This window comes from Rhodococcus mengyinensis (assembly GCF_048381435.1).
Taxonomy (GTDB): Bacteria; Actinomycetota; Actinomycetes; order Mycobacteriales; family Mycobacteriaceae; genus Rhodococcus_F; species Rhodococcus_F opacus_D.
The window spans coordinates 1-14,485 of sequence record NZ_JBLWIT010000086.1 but is presented as its reverse complement, the minus strand read 5'-3'; the positions used below and the strand labels follow the sequence as shown (position 1 = coordinate 14,485).

General features: G+C 65.9%; 11 protein-coding genes and 3 pseudogenes. 11 read left to right on the top strand and 3 right to left on the bottom strand.

What is annotated here, in order from left to right; translation table 11 throughout:
- The first annotated feature begins 55 nt into the window (after positions 1-55).
- From ACNJ7E_RS15940 to ACNJ7E_RS15920, 5 genes and pseudogenes are all read left to right on the top strand, one after another.
- Positions 56-1,003, top strand: a complete 948-nt coding sequence (locus ACNJ7E_RS15940; protein WP_418340366.1) for an alpha/beta fold hydrolase — start codon at positions 56-58, stop codon at positions 1,001-1,003.
- A gap of 4 nt (positions 1,004-1,007) precedes the next feature.
- Positions 1,008-1,646 (top strand): annotated as a pseudogene (locus ACNJ7E_RS15935) (CNNM domain-containing protein); the annotation flags it as partial.
- 18 nt (positions 1,647-1,664) lie between these two features.
- A pseudogene (locus tag ACNJ7E_RS15930) lies at positions 1,665-2,339 on the top strand (ANTAR domain-containing protein).
- Between the two features lie 614 nt (positions 2,340-2,953).
- Positions 2,954-3,187: a hypothetical protein gene (locus ACNJ7E_RS15925; protein WP_418340365.1), complete on the top strand. Its 234-nt coding sequence runs from the start codon at positions 2,954-2,956 to the stop codon at positions 3,185-3,187.
- 189 nt (positions 3,188-3,376) lie between these two features.
- On the top strand, positions 3,377-3,868 hold the full coding sequence (locus tag ACNJ7E_RS15920; protein WP_418340364.1) for a hypothetical protein: 492 nt from the start codon (positions 3,377-3,379) through the stop codon (positions 3,866-3,868).
- A 492-nt stretch (positions 3,869-4,360) separates the two neighbouring features.
- Here ACNJ7E_RS15920 and ACNJ7E_RS15915 read toward each other — a convergent pair whose 3' ends face one another.
- Positions 4,361-4,489: a hypothetical protein gene (locus ACNJ7E_RS15915; protein WP_418340363.1), complete on the bottom strand. Its 129-nt coding sequence runs from the start codon at positions 4,487-4,489 to the stop codon at positions 4,361-4,363.
- Between the two features lie 162 nt (positions 4,490-4,651).
- Entirely contained in the window at positions 4,652-5,359 is a 708-nt protein-coding gene (locus ACNJ7E_RS15910) for a hypothetical protein (protein ID WP_418340362.1), read from the bottom strand.
- 354 nt (positions 5,360-5,713) lie between these two features.
- On the opposite strand from ACNJ7E_RS15910, the gene ACNJ7E_RS15905 reads away from it, so the two are divergent.
- Together ACNJ7E_RS15905 and ACNJ7E_RS43995 are read left to right on the top strand one after the other, a co-directional pair.
- Complete coding sequence (locus ACNJ7E_RS15905; protein ID WP_418340361.1) at positions 5,714-7,183, top strand: plasmid pRiA4b ORF-3 family protein; 1,470 nt, start codon at positions 5,714-5,716, stop codon at positions 7,181-7,183.
- Between the two features lie 38 nt (positions 7,184-7,221).
- Positions 7,222-7,689, top strand: a complete 468-nt coding sequence (locus tag ACNJ7E_RS43995; RefSeq protein ID WP_489686836.1) for a DUF3109 family protein — start codon at positions 7,222-7,224, stop codon at positions 7,687-7,689.
- Positions 7,690-7,700: 11 nt separating this feature from the next.
- Here the strand turns inward: ACNJ7E_RS43995 and ACNJ7E_RS15895 are convergent, their stop codons facing one another.
- A complete protein-coding gene (locus ACNJ7E_RS15895; protein WP_418340360.1) occupies positions 7,701-7,907 on the bottom strand; it encodes a hypothetical protein in 207 nt (68 codons plus the stop codon).
- Between the two features lie 1,097 nt (positions 7,908-9,004).
- On the opposite strand from ACNJ7E_RS15895, the pseudogene ACNJ7E_RS15890 reads away from it, so the two are divergent.
- From ACNJ7E_RS15890 to ACNJ7E_RS15875, 4 genes and pseudogenes are all read left to right on the top strand, one after another.
- A pseudogene (locus tag ACNJ7E_RS15890) lies at positions 9,005-9,826 on the top strand (RNB domain-containing ribonuclease); the annotation flags it as partial.
- 104 nt (positions 9,827-9,930) lie between these two features.
- Complete coding sequence (locus ACNJ7E_RS15885) at positions 9,931-11,133, top strand: tyrosine-type recombinase/integrase (protein WP_418340359.1); 1,203 nt, start codon at positions 9,931-9,933, stop codon at positions 11,131-11,133.
- Positions 11,134-11,813: 680 nt separating this feature from the next.
- Entirely contained in the window at positions 11,814-13,817 is a 2,004-nt protein-coding gene (locus ACNJ7E_RS15880) for a tyrosine-type recombinase/integrase (RefSeq protein ID WP_418340358.1), read from the top strand.
- A gap of 103 nt (positions 13,818-13,920) precedes the next feature.
- Complete coding sequence (locus ACNJ7E_RS15875) at positions 13,921-14,358, top strand: maltose acetyltransferase domain-containing protein (RefSeq protein WP_418340357.1); 438 nt, start codon at positions 13,921-13,923, stop codon at positions 14,356-14,358.
- The last annotated feature ends 127 nt before the right edge of the window (positions 14,359-14,485 follow it).

The window sequence follows — 14,485 nt, the reverse complement described above, 5'->3', positions numbered from 1 at the left end:
GACACGATCCTTGACGGCACCCCGAGCCCCGTGCCGGCGGGCGTAGCCTGGGGTAATGCGTTACACCGACTGGGGTGAGCGTGCCTCTCGGTGGTCCGGAATTCGCAGTAAGACAGTCGATGTGCACGGCACGAAGGTGCACTACCTGGTAACCGATCAGACGCGGGCATCCGAAGTGCCGGTTCATCTACTCGTTCCCAACCCGGCCAACAGCGCCTCGAACTGGCTCGACGTACTCGCGGAACTGCGACCACACGCGCACGCGATCGCGGTAGACCTACCCGGCACGATCGCCGGCCACACCGCGCTGCCGAACCGGCGCGCGACGAGCATCGAAACCAACGCGCTGTTCCTGCGCGATTTCATCGATGCACTCGGGCTCGATCGGGTCACGGTGCACGGCTGGTCGGCGGGCGGGATGGTGGCGTTGATGTTCGCCGACCAGGCACCCGAACGGGTCGACGGGCTCGTGTTGGTGGCGCCGGCACTTCCTCCCCCGCTGAGCGACGGCGAGGCGCGCATGTGGCAAACCCTCGGCAGGGCGGGGTTGGCCATCGTCGCACCGGCCGCCCGGGTGCTGCTCCGGGTTTCGGGGCGGCGCATCCTCGCCCGGAAGCTGCGGCCAACGGCCGATCCCGCGTCGATTGCGGGCACGAGAATGTCACCGGAAATCGCCGGTCTCATGCGGGAGGAGATGTCGGCGGTCGCGCCGAGGTGTTTGGGTCGCGCGGTCACGGTGTATGCCTCGCTGCTGTCGCTGATGCTCGTCCGCCGGCGACCCGTGCTCGACGCGATGCGCCGAGTCGCCTCGCCGACTCTTCTTGTCTGGGGCGATGAGGATCGCATCGCTGCCCGCGCGTCGATCGATGACTGGACGGCGCAGCGGCCCGACTGGAATCTGGTGGTCCTCCACGGTGTGGGTCACGCGCCGCCGTTCGAAGTCCCCGCCGATTACGCTCGCACGGTCATCGACTGGTGTGGTCCACGGGTTCACGACCGGTAGAGCTATGCGGCGCCTTTGCTCAGCAGCAAGCCGCGGATACAGCGGGTTCGTTGACGGCGTCCCAGTCGCAGAGAACGCTGGCATTGGAGCCTCGGCCCCGGGAAGCTCGCCCGAGGAGCGGAGCCGTCCTATTCTGCACGTCGGGTCAGCTTCGGGAGTCCAGGCTCCGAGGGCGCGGGGAATCTCTCGGACCCGCCGGCACCGGCTCGAGGACGCCGCAACCAGCAGCAGGGCGGCCCGCGCCGCCCTGCGCAGCGCCTCCGAGTTGTCGGTGCTGCTGGCCGGCTCCCAGCTCGGCATCACCGTCTGCACCCTCGCGCTCGGCGCCGTGCACCACTGGCTGACCCCGGCCTTCGAAGGATGGGGCGCCCCACTGTGGCTGGCGGACGTCGCCGGGTTCATTCTCGCGTTGATCATCGTCACGTTCCTGCACCTCGTCGTCGGTGAGATGGCACCGAAGTCGTGGGCGATCGCACATCCGGAAAAGTCGGAGACGATGCTGGCGATCCCCATGCGCGGCTTCATGTGGGCCACCGCCCCGCCCTCAACGCGCTGAACCGGATGGCGAACTGGTGCCTGATCAAGATCGGGGGACCCGGTCGACCAGATCGGGTCCGGCCAGAACTCCGCCGCGCTGCGCCACTGAACCATCCCGAGTCTGATGCGCACAGTGTGTTATTTGTGTGCATCAGACTCGGGATGGTTCAAGTTGCAGCGGGCCGGAAGCTTCCGCTTCTACCTGGACGGGCAGCGGTGGGGGTCCGACACCGTCGCCCAGATGCACGGCTACCGACCCGGTGAAGTCACCCCGACCACGGAATTGCTGCTCTCCCACAAGTACCCCGAGGACAAGCCGCACGTCGCCCGGTCCTGGACCGGCTGATCACCGACGCCGAACCGTTCAGCAGCAAGCACAAAAGCACCGCATCATCGACACCGCCGGGCAAGGTCCGCCAGGTAGTGGTCGTCGGGGACCGGATGTTCGACGACACCGGCACCGTGATCGGCACGACCGGGCTCTACATCGACATCACCGACTCCCACCGCAGCGACGTCAAGGACTTCGTCGACGAAACCGTCGCCGCCCTCGAGCAATCGCGGGCGGTGATCGAGCAGGCCAAAGGCGCGCTGATGCTGGTCTACGGAATCCCCGGGCCGATCGCGCGTTCGACATCCTCACCTGGCGCTCCCAGGAAACCAACACCCGCCTCCGCACCCTCGCCGAACACCTTGTCACCGCATTCGCGAGCTCGCGCCCAACACCGTCCTGCGCACCCGGTTCGACCACCTCCTGCTCACCGCCCACCACCGAGCCCGGCCACCGGACCAGATCTGACGGTCCCGATGGTCCTCGCTGGTGGGCATCCGAGTACCGATCCGACTCTCCGCTTCCTCGATAACACCACTGAACCCGGCGTGTAACGACCGCCCGGCCGGGCCGAAAAAGGGCGTGATCCGCGGTGTGTAGAGCGGCGCGGGCAGGGTACTCGCCGCATACGCCGCCCGCTCCGCTTTCGAACCCGCGGAGCCGCGGCCAGACCCCTTCACCGGGACCGCGTCCCCTCTCGGCCCCCTACGTAGGGGCCGAACGCCGCGCGCGGACCGCAACCTACGAAATCACCGGCCCGCGCGGGGTCGGCGGTCCGCCGTCCAGCACGCGGGGCGCGCGATCAATCGTCGGCGTGGTGCACGAACCTGCGGAGTAACGGAGGACGCCAGAGGCTGCCTGTCACCGGTCCGCCGACGGTTGACCGTCTGCCCCCGGGGGACGACCCATTGTTCACGGTTGACCTGAGGTTGCCTCCCACCGTGTGCAGTCGACCACGGCGTCCACCGCAACATGCCGACGGCAATATTGCATTAGCACTCCACCATAGAGAGTGCTAAATTTTCTGCACCCGATACCGGGACCCGCACGAACCAGCAACGCCCAGAAAGGATCCGCACCCCGTGACCGCCATCCCCGGCCCGCATTTGCACACCACCCAGCCCGCCACTGGCCGCGACGAGGCTGCGCCGACCGATATGGCGCTGCTCGAGTCCTGGGAATCGGGTATCGCCGTGATCATCGGCCTGGCCTTGCTGACGACCCTGGCGTGCACCGCCCTCGGATTGTTTCCGCTGACCCTTTTCGCGCTCGTCGCGGTCGCCGGCGTCGCCGGTCTGGTCACCGCCGCCCTCTGATCCGGCCAGCATGCCCCGCCCGCTACCCGGAACGGACAGATACGCTCCCCGGGCGGCAGCACGCTTGTGGTGGGCGCGCACCCTCATCTCGGTTATCGGCTGCAGGTTGTGGCCTCAAATTACTTTCTGGGAGTGGGACTCTCAGGAAATTCACAGGCATCGCGGGGCCGGGTGATGCGACGATGAAGCATGCGCCGCCATCGTTGGCCGGCCCTCGCGCCGCCCACCACCGGAGGGATCGTCGTGCACACGGGCATGCCGATCGCGGCAGAAAAGGACCTCGCCCTCGAGCTGTCGGCGGCGACTGCGTTCGCGTCCGGGCTGGGGCTGCGGTTCACGCTGTGCGTCACCGGTGTCCGCGCCGACTTCGCGCGCTACGAAACCCGGCCCCTGACCGACCCCGGGGACTGGTCGGCGCAATGGTCCTACCTGGCCGTGCACCTCGGCGCCGACGACCTCGCCGGGTTCGCCGACCCGTTCCACCCGACACCCGATTCCGGGCAGGACGGATCCGGGCCGTATCGAACCACACCGCAGTACTGGATCGGCACCTACCCAACCACCAGGTCACTGAACATCACCACCGCCTGGCCGCACGTCGGACTCCACCCCACCTCGGTCACCCTCACGCTCGGACCCAGCCCCTTCCCCACCACCTTCGGATCCGGTGCTCGTCGATGACAGGTGCACCAATCCTGTTCGACGAGATGAACGTCCCCGCCGCCGGTGACATCCGCCGAGCAGCTCCACCGTCACCGACAACCACGTTCGTACTATCCCCCGAGGATGACAAGCGGGCCGCGGCGCCGCCCGGACACAGCCCGCAAACGCAGATAGCGCGCCAGACACCGATAGCCGACCGCGCACATATCTAGAACGGTTGGCGGTGACGTGGCGAATCCGCCACCGTTCCGAGATTCCGCGTTGCCTCTGGCAGATCGGCATGCTCGGCCAGTGCGTTGACGATCAGCTCGACACGCGGTGGGCCGACTGCCCCGTAGTAGCCATTCGCGACCGGTTTGGATCTGGAGTCAGGTCCGAGAGACACGCCACCACAACCGAATCCGTTCTCGGCATGCACGTTCGGCACCGCCACACTCGAAAAGTGGGTGCCGGCGATCGATAGCACACATGGAGGACCAGGGTCGAGTCGACCGGGCCGGGCCGGATCGGTTATCCGGCCGGGGCCGCGTGCCAGTCCAGCCGAACGGATCCGGTCGCAACGTCGAATGCGTCGCCGTCCGGCTCGTCCTCGAAACAACCGTAGGGGACACCGCCCGCGGTGCAGCCGACAACGAACATCGACCCGCTCGTCCACCATGATCCAACCGAATACCGATGCCGGTCTGACTGCGATGTCCGGTTGGTCGTGGCGGTGCGGTTCACGTGCCGGCGTGGGCTGAGGCTCGGCTCACGGCCCGTGGAGCCGGGCGTTCCCCTTGGTATCAGGTGTGTTCGTGGCGGTCACATCGGTCCCACGGCCACCGAGACGTGGAAGTTCCCCGCCCCCACGGATCGCTCGAGGGTCGCAATGACGGCAGCCGGATTGTCGTAGGGCCCGTTGAGGTAGAACGGCTGACCGTCCCTACCGAACTCGATCCGACCCGGCCCGTCCCACTCACCCAGGAACGCGGCGGCATCCTCATCGAAGGCGCCGGCGGGCTCGAACCCGAGCCCGCGCGCATACGCCGCCGCCCCGAGGATCAGTTCGCGGCCGAGTTCGATCGGAATCTCCACCGCCGGACGGTCGAACGCCGCATAGTAGGTGCGGATCGCGGTGGGGATCCTGCCCGCATCCATGGTTTCGGGATCACGGGCGTTCTTCACCCCCAGGCAGTGCACATCGGCCAGGTACCCTCGCACGGTCGCCCGACCACGCCGTCCCTCCCGTGCCACCAGCACCTGCGCGAAGCCTTCGGCCTCACCGGCGGGAGCATCCAGTTCCGCCCACTCCGGATGACGCTCGAGGCCCAGCCCGACACTCCAGCCACAATTGACCCAGCACCCCAGCACCCGCCCCAAGCCTCGGGACACGTCGGCCTCGGCGGCGATTCGTCGCACCACCGGCGCCACCACCGACGGCCGCACACCCAGCGCACGCGCGATCACCTTCGGCGGAACACCCTGCTCCCATCGCCGCCGCACCTGCTCGACCAACTCCGCATCGTCCATGGCACCCCATTCTGCTTCACCGATCGACAGGCTCCCGCGTCTGCACACATCCGCACATGTCTGGCCAGGTGAAGGGGGTGATGCCGACCGTCGGCGCCGGGCACGTCAGTCGCGGGGCACCACCACCGAGCGGTCACCCATCTAACCCCCGGTCCCGCAGCAGTTTCAACGAAGCCCGACCTGCCACTTCAGATTCCTCACCGCAGGGTGCAAAAGACGTGCCTGCTCGAGTCCTGGATCGGCGCGGTGCCGATCCAGGACAGGACGAGCCTGCCCACCGCAGTATCGCGGCGGCGGGCGCTGGTTCGTGGAGCGGCGGGGCATGCCGGTTCTCGTCGATGGTTGACTGATCTCGTGCCGACCTCAGACGACGTACGACGGCTCGCCGAGCAGCTCATGGCCGAGTTGTCCCCGCAGCAGCAACAGGCGTTCTTGGGCGCGATCGGGGCGGATCGTTCGATGGCATTGATCGAGAATGCGCGGCGAACCCCCGAGCCCACGGTCGGTGATGCCCCGACCCGCATCCGCGGCTTTCGGGTCCGGCTCGACCTGATCGGCGCCAAACCGCCGGTGTGGCGGCGGCTCGAGCTGCCCGGCGACCTCACCCTCGACCGGCTACACATGGTGATCCAGGCCGCGATGGGGTGGCTCGACGGCCACCTGCACCGGTTCCGCACGGGCAGCGATCCCCGGTCGCCGTACTTCGTCACACCGTTCGACGTCGAGGAGGGCGAGGACGGCGTGCTCGAAAACGGCGTCCGGCTCGACCAGGTGCTGACCGGCACCGGTGACCGCCTCTGGTACCAATACGACTTCGGCGACGACTGGGACCACGTGCTCGCGGTGGAAGCGCTCCTCGACCAGCCGCCCGCCGAGGTGCGCTGCACCGGCGGTCGGATGGCCTGCCCGCCCGAGGATTGCGGTGGGATCTGGGGTTACACGGAGCTGGCGGCGTGGGTGCGCGGCGGATGCGACCCGTCGTCCGTCCCGGCCCCGTTCGAGGACGCCGGCCACGCCCGCGACTGGCTACCGCTCGACTGGCATCCCGACCGGTTCGACGTCGACGAGGCCAACACCGCCCTCGCGGCGGCGGTGGCCGCGCCGCTGCGGGTGGCCGGGGAACTGGCCGCGCTGGTCGAGCAACTGGAGCGGGGCGGCAACCGGGCACTCACGCAGCTGCTGGAACGGTCGGCGTCACACACCGCGGTCGAGGTGACCGAGGCAGACGCCGCACGCCTGATCGAGCCGTACCTCGTGCTCCTCGACCTGATCGGTGACGGGGTGCGGCTGACCAGCGCCGGCTACCTTCCACCGGCGCTCGTCGAGCAGCTCGCCGAGCGGACCGGCGTCACCGGGTGGTGGATCGGCAAGGCGAACCGCGAAGACCTCACGTGGCCGGTCGCGCAACTCCGCGACAGCGCGCGAGCGCTCGGCCTGGTGAGTGTGCGCAAGGGCCGACTGGCGCCGACCGCGCTCGCCCGCCGGAGCGGTAACCAGCCATCGGCGCTGTGGCAACACATCCTGTCCCGACTGCCGGTGGGCAGGACCGAGTTCGACCGCCAGGCGGGCTGGCTGGCACTCGCCGTCGTCGCCAGCGGCATCCCGGCCGAGGAATGGACCCGCGAGATCCGCAACCTGCTGCTCGGCCTCGGCTGGCGCACGAAGGGCAGTCCGACCCTCGGAACCGCTGCCGTCGCCAGCCCCACCCTCGACGTCCTCGAACTTCTCTCCGGGAAGACACGCGGCACCATCACCGGCACGGATCCCGCCGTTGCCGCCACCGCCCGGGCCGTGACCGGCGCCGACCCCAGCGACGCGACCTGACCGATCCCCCTCGCCGCGCCGTACGTCCGCATCTCCTCATGGTGGGGAACCAGCGGGGCGCCGACCCGGGACGTCCCGATGTGTGCTGGCAGCTTCCGATCCGCCGCACCCAGGAATGGGTCGAACGCCCGACGGCGAACAGGTCCTCAGGACCACCATCACCGAGTGCGACCGCCGCGGCTGGGGCGAAGGGGGGCGCCGACCCGGATTGGTACTGCTCCGGCTCCCCGGACGCATGCGTGGGGACCAAAGCCGTCTGGCAGTCGTTTGCATCCGAGCTCACCGAATTGCCGGGCAAGGCCGCGTACGGCGAACTCGCGAAGCTCTGCACACGCCGGGCCGGGCCGGGAATGCACACGCATTCTCGGCCGGATCGGATTCACCTGCAGCCGCCCGGCGGTCGAAGACCTGGCACACCCGGCGACCCCGCTCCGGGGAGGATGTGGATAGCACACGCCACCATCACCGTGCCCTCACCTCTGCCCGATCTCCTTCACCACATCTGACAAGGCCGACTTCAGCCCTCCCGGTGTTGCGGGTCCGTCGAACCGACGGCACGAAACGCGCGGGACGCCTTCAACCCCTTTCGCACCACCCGGAGGTGAAAAATCGCCACGCCAACCGCTCCCGCCGCGAAGACCATCGCCAGAAACCACCACCACGCGGCAAACACGAGATAGAGCACCGCACAGGCACCGGCGGCGGCAATGAACCCCCACTGCACGCGGTTCAGCGTGCGAGCCATTTCTGTGGCACGAGTGATCTCCGCAAGATGAAAGTCCTGGCTGTGCGAATGAATGTCGATCTCCCGTCCTCAACTGATCCGACCCCGGTGGCAACCGTCCACGGCGACCGGGGACACAGTGTCCGCGTCCTTCGTCGCTACCACCTGCCATCGTGCACCGTCAGCGTAGAGGTCGTCACCGACACTGCGCGATGTCCACACACCCCGGCCACCGTGGGCGTGGCTGCGCGCAGTTACCGGCGGACGCCCATAGGAAACCGGATCCCGTCTCGCCGTTACCGCTCCGATCCTTGGTGCCCGACACAGGTCGAGGGGGCTCCGGCCACTGTCCGGGTGCAGCGGCTGCCCGTGCTGGCCCAGGTGCACCAAATTGCCGAGAAACTGTTTCGCGCAGTGGTTCTCCGACCACGCTCACCGCCGTGCCCGTAGCGCGCTGCGCCTGACGTGCGGTGCGGGTGCCCTCGAACAGGGCCCACTCGTCGCCTGCGAGCACACCCCGCCGATACGCCCGCCGCACGTCATCCCAGCTGCCCGTGGCATACACGTTCACCGGCTGGTCGCCTTCGGTGGGACATGCCCGTAGGTGTAGTTCCAGTGCACCCCGGAACGCCCCTTGATGGGGACCGCGTCCCTTCTTCGACCCCGGCTGTGTGCCGACGCCGCGCGTGGACTCCACGAGGTCGCAGGCCCGTGTGGGCCGGCGGTGTGACCGTGTGCGGACGGGGCCTCAGGCGATCATGTCCGGGGGCTGGGAGACGTCGACGTCGAGCAGGACATCCCACGAGACCGGGGGACCTGAATTGGGAACATCATCACGTGTTCGGCCAGATGACGGGCTCGGCGTCCTCATCGCGACCACTGGTGCTGCCCCGCGAGAATCACCGCCAAGACCGTCCACATCGTCGGCCCGGGGTAGCGACACCACCGCAATGCTGACCGCACACCAGTCCATGGGGACCTCGCACGAGAAACGCCACCTGCCTGGGGGTTGGCCCGGGCGTCGTGTGTCGGCGACCCGCAGGGACAGCAGCCGGTTATCGTCGAAGACCTGTAGTGAATCAAGGGGGCACGCGACCATGGCATCACCGACCACCACCGACCTGTCCACGCTGCTGATGATCGACTCCGCGTCCGCGCGGGACCGCGACGACGCCTTCGCCGTCACCCCCCTTCCCGGCGGCCACGGCTGGGCGGTCGAGGTTCATGTTGCCGGCGTCGCCGACATCGTCGGCCTGGGGTCGGTCGCCGACGAGCAGGCGTTCCTGCGGGCCGAAACCCGATACCTGCCGGGCCGCACCATCCCGATGCTCGGCGACACCGCCGAACAGGCCGCCACCCTGACCACCGAAGCCGCACGCACCAGCCTTCAGGTCACCGGCACCCTCACCACCGACGGCCGACTGATCGACACCGCCGTCGCCCGCGGACAGATCCCCTCCGGACGGTGCAAGGCGGTCGATCACGCGCAGGTGCCCGCCATCCTGACCGACCCGACACACCCACTCCACGGCCCGTTGGCCGCGGCGGATGCCGCCGCGCAGGCCCTACTGACCGCCCGCCGTAATGGTGGGGCGCTGGCGTTCTACGACCTCACCCGCGGCTGGGCAGCGAATGAGGACGGGGCCATCGTGGCGATCGCCGCCGAACTGCGGACCGTCGCCTACGTCATCGTGCAAGAGCTGATGATCGCCACCAACGAGGCCGTCGCGTTGTGGTGTGTGGAGCAGGGGCTGCCGATACTGTTCCGCAATCACCGACCCAACCCGGTCGCCGGCCCCGCCGACGAACTCATGACCGAGATCGCCGCCGCCGCCGGAGACCCGGACCTGTTCGCGAAACTCCGCGGACGGCTGCTGTCCACGCTGCGGGCCGCGACCTACGACCCGACCGTGCACGGCCTTAGCGACTGACATTTGCGTGTTCTCGACGTTCGCGGTGTGTCATCAACTGCTATGTCGCGTACACGTGCTAGATGTGATGTACGCGAGATGAGGAGCCACCCGTGGAGAGCGATGGCCAGCGGTACCGCGTTCGGCAGGTTCGCCACCGGGGTGGGCAAATCTCCTATTGGATCTTTAGTTCGGATGGGGAGCTCCATCACGATTCGATGCGCGTGTTGGCGTCGTATGGCACTGCAAGCCAGCAGACTTATGCCTTCAGTCTGGTAGACCACCTGAATTGGTTGCACATCAACGGCATCCAGACGAAGTCGGTAACCTTTGACGACTTGCGTCGGTACATGAATGCGCTCACCAACGAGGGCGCGGAGATCTTTGTGCCGTGGAGACGTGCTGATCAGCGACCACTTGGTGCCTCGTCCGCGTGCAACGTGGCAACTGTCGTGAAGGCGTTCTACATGTCGCTGCTCAAATCGGGGACGGTGAACGAAGACCTGGTATGCAAGCTCAACGCACCAGCGTCCCGCACGCAACGGGGCACCTTCGTACAGAGGAATCCCCTAGCCCCGAAACGAACTTCGCGAAGACCTCGGGTAGTTACGGACGCCACTGTGCAGGCCCTGTTTGAACCGGACATCCTGAGAAGCGCTCGCGATGTCATGATCGTGACCTGGCTGCACGACACCGGCATCCGGGTCGGAGGCCTTTGCGGACTGAGGTTTACCGACCTTCATCTCGTTGCGGATCATCCCTGCGGGCAACACCGATATCCACATATCCACGTGGTGGGGCGCAACGACAATCCGAACGGTGCTCGCGCCAAGATCCCAGGTGCGTTGAGCCGGGTTCAGCTGAATTCCGAAGGGTATGTCATTGATGGTGTCATTCGTGCAGTGAGTGACGACATGATCAGCACCTTCCACGCGTACCTCCTCGACGAATACAAGACCGTCCAGCACTTCATTGATCACCAGCAAGTACTCGTCCACACGGATGGTCGAACGCCGGGCGCTGCTCTCACGACAACTGGTGTTCGAGGCATGCTTCGGAGAGCGGGGGAACGAGCCGAGCTGCCGACCCGTGTCACGCCACACGCGTTTCGCCACAAGGCTGCCTCGGATTTCTATGCGGTCACGGACTTTAACGCCGAAGAAGTGGCGGAGGAATTCGGCTGGTCCAGACCGGAAATGGTCACGGAGCTCTACGGCAAGTCGGCTAGCTCATCGGTACTTTTGCACCTCGATCAGTACTGGACAGCAACTGCACGTCCGAGCGCAGAGCACGACCTCGTGCCGGACCGGAAGTGAGGGCTGGCGCAGTGGCAACGACTACCAGCAGGTATCCGACACTCACAGTAGTAGCGCATGATTCGGACATAGATAACCTCAGCATCGAGCGGCGATACACCATCGCCAGCGAGTTCTTCCCCGAGTGGATGAAGAACGAGCCGATCCAGTTTCCGCCCGATCACGACACGTTTGGGTGGGCGTGCCGGGTTCCAAACTGCGCGGCAATGATGTGCGGGAGCTACACGCTCCGTCTCTGCGAGGCTCACGCGACCAAGTACCTTCAGGCGAAGGACAGATTGACGCTCGATGAGTTCGCCGAACAGGCTCAGCCACAACGGAGTCTACGGTTCGGGTGGGCCCTCGAACGCGGTAGGGACTGCGAGGTGTGCGGGTCCCATCGTGAAGCAGTGACACGAGGACTCTGCGTGCAGCACAACAACGCGAGAATGAGGGCATCGGAGTGCGGCATACCGCGGCCCGACTGGCTGTCAACTGCAGTTCCACTTCCTCCTTTCGCCTGCTGCGAACTCGGGGTTTGTGTGCGTGACGCTACGATGACGATTGGGGTAGGCGCCGCCAGTCGGCGGGTTTGCCGCGGACACCAGCACGTGTGGTCACGCTGGCGCAAGTCATTGACGAAGCCTCCCACACGGCGGCAAGCCGAGGAATGGTTCTCCAGGGAAGACGCCGGGGATGCAATGCAGCCGCACGAGAGTCGTGGCCTGCTCTCACTCTCGGACCTTCCGGCCAACGTTCAAAGAGAGGTCCGGTACGGCATCTATAGACACGCCAAGGCGCCGAACCGGACCCAGTGGCGTCCGCTCGACATCAGGGAAGCACTCAATCGACTCGCAGCCGAGGGCATTGAGACCTTGGCCGATCCACGTGTCGAGGCCATCGCGGGCGCAGCGAAACGCGGCAGCATGGTCAAACGAGTACTCACGGACCTGCCGATCGCGGCCCGGCCGCTACTCCTCGACGCCAAATCGGCGAAAGATGCTGGCGTGTTCGACCCGGTGTTTGTCGGTGGCGAGCCCTTCCAATCATCGTCGGTGCGACACCGCCGCTACCTGTTTGATCTTCGAAACGTGTCACAGCGATGGCTTCGAGATGTTCTGTGGGACTATCTTTCCGACCAGGCACTCGCAACCAACGGGAAGCGTGCCACGCTGCCAACCATCCAACTACGTATAACCAGCGTGATCGTCCTGTCCTTCATGCTCCGCCAAATCCGTCAGGACGGCGGCAACGTGGCAGAAATTCTCACCAGCGAGGATTCGGCGGCACTCGGCGATCTCTGGAATATCTGGGTATCAGAAAATATTCACGTCCCGTGCATCAAGCCGCCCAATCGCCCAGTCAAGGACGAGCGCACCGCCTTGGTTCGCGCACGGTTCAACTTCACCACGAACGCACGAATCGTTCTCCTTCACGCGTTGAACCACAATACGATCGCGCGTAAGACGGAGAGCTTCATCCTCCGCTTTCCGGAGTACTCCAGGCCGAAGACCAGTCCTCGCCCACGACCGCTCAGCGACGAGGAGTTCATGCGTCTGGTATCGGACGAGAGCATCACGAAGCTCGAGGATTTGGACACAAACGACGTTGGGATCGCCGACATCTGGGTAACTCATGCATTCCAGGGCGGGCGAATCAATGAGACACTCACGCTACGCCTCGGATGTATCGGCTTTGTGGGCGCGATGCAGCCCTACCTGTGGCGGGACATATCGAAAGCAGGTCAACTTGACTACGGCATTCCGTGCCACCAACCCGTCTATCAGAGACTGCTGAAGCGGCAAGAGAAAACCCGGCAACTACTGCGCCAACGGTATGCAAAGGAATTGTCGAAGCTCGGAAAGCGCCAGGCGACGGCGTTGGAGACCAATTGGGACCGGGAGATGCCGCTGTTTCCACGCCCGAGCAGCAACCCTGACCTGGTTATACCATTCTCCTTCAGCGGTTTTCAAGATTCGTGGATGACGTGGCTGGAACAGATCGGAGTCGCAGGTGTGACGTCGCACCGGACACGTGCGACGATGGCAACCACCCTCCTCGACAACGGGGCACCACCAAAGCTCGTTCAGCAGATTCTCGGGCACTTCTCCGATGCCGCTCTCGCCTTCTACGGAAGGTACAGCGACGAAACCACCGTCCGCCACCTCCAGATGTTCTGGGCAGGCGGGCCAGGCACCAGTAAGCCTGGCGCCATCGTGGCGCAACCCAGCGATTTTGCCGACAGCACGTCAACTGCCGCTCGAATAGACCTTGCGGTTGTGCCCGTGGAGCACGGCCTCTGCCGATACGGCCCGGTCGTTGGTGGCGCGCTCTGTCCAAAGCAGAAGAACTGCACCACCGGACCTGGCGGCGTGTGTGAGCACTTCGCCCTCACCGGTGCGGATCTCGCGTATTGGGAACGGAAACGAGACGCCGACTACCAGTTCGCGGAGGGAGCACCCACCGAGGAGGCGCGCGAGTACATCTTGAGCCAGTGGCGCGAGTGGGAACCAGTGATCGACGGCCTCAGGGAAGCGCTCGAGGACGCCGGCCTGTTGGAGGCCGCAGAACAACTCGACTTGAGAAGTCCAGCCCAGGACTACTTCAGCCCGGTGTTCTCCATCGGCTGGACGGCAGGAGAATTGGATCAGAATTCCAACGAAGTGGGAGGCGGTGACGATGGCCACGGAGCGACGGCCAGCTGAGGCAATTGCGCGGCGCACTGCCCAGTCGAAAGCTTGTGAAGATAGGGTGCGCCAGGCGCTTTCACGACTCGTGAAGGCGGGGGTTCCGTTCACCGTTGCTGATGTGTGCACTCTCGCCGGGGTTGGACGAACGTTCATCTACAGCCAGAAGCGGCCCGAGCTCACTCAGGCAGTCCTCGACGCACGGAAGCATTCAGTCCGGGCAGCGACCACAAGGGCCGAGGAGTCGCTCGATACGCAGACCGCATCCTGGCGCGAACGAGCACTCAACGCCGAGGCAGTTGTCACCTCGCTCAGGTCAGGGATTCAGCGGCGTGACGAGCAGGTCAGCGCCCTCACCGGGATGCTCTATGACGCCGACGGCGTCCACCTTGTCGAGGAGAACACACGACTGCGCGAGCTGATCAGGAATCTCACCCGAAGCCTGGCGGAGTCGGAGAAGGAACGAACCAGACTCACGAGATCCCTCGACGGCGCACGGGCCAACGTGAAGCGCGAAAGGGAACGCAACGTCACGCAGCTCTTCGGCGACAACCCATAACGCAAAGGCGATGGTTTCGCTGTTCGTACCCGGTTGCGGGGACTGTCGAGAGCATGTTCGCGATACCGTGACCTGCAAAGATAGTGGCAGCTGACTCCGGATCAGTCGCTAAGCACGGCCACTACGG

Bases quoted from the DNA above. Each gene is read 5' to 3' on its own strand.
- ACNJ7E_RS15880 (WP_418340358.1), top strand. From the start codon at position 11,814: ATGCAGCCGCACGAGAGTCGTGGCCTGCTCTCACTCTCGGACCTTCCG.
- ACNJ7E_RS15920 (WP_418340364.1), top strand. From the start codon at position 3,377: ATGCGCCGCCATCGTTGGCCGGCCCTCGCGCCGCCCACCACCGGAGGG.
- ACNJ7E_RS15940 (WP_418340366.1), top strand. From the start codon at position 56: ATGCGTTACACCGACTGGGGTGAGCGTGCCTCTCGGTGGTCCGGAATT.
- ACNJ7E_RS15915 (WP_418340363.1), bottom strand. From the start codon at position 4,489: ATGTTCGTTGTCGGCTGCACCGCGGGCGGTGTCCCCTACGGTTGTTTC.
- ACNJ7E_RS15910 (WP_418340362.1), bottom strand. From the start codon at position 5,359: ATGGACGATGCGGAGTTGGTCGAGCAGGTGCGGCGGCGATGGGAGCAG.
- ACNJ7E_RS43995 (WP_489686836.1), top strand. From the start codon at position 7,222: ATGGTGGGGAACCAGCGGGGCGCCGACCCGGGACGTCCCGATGTGTGC.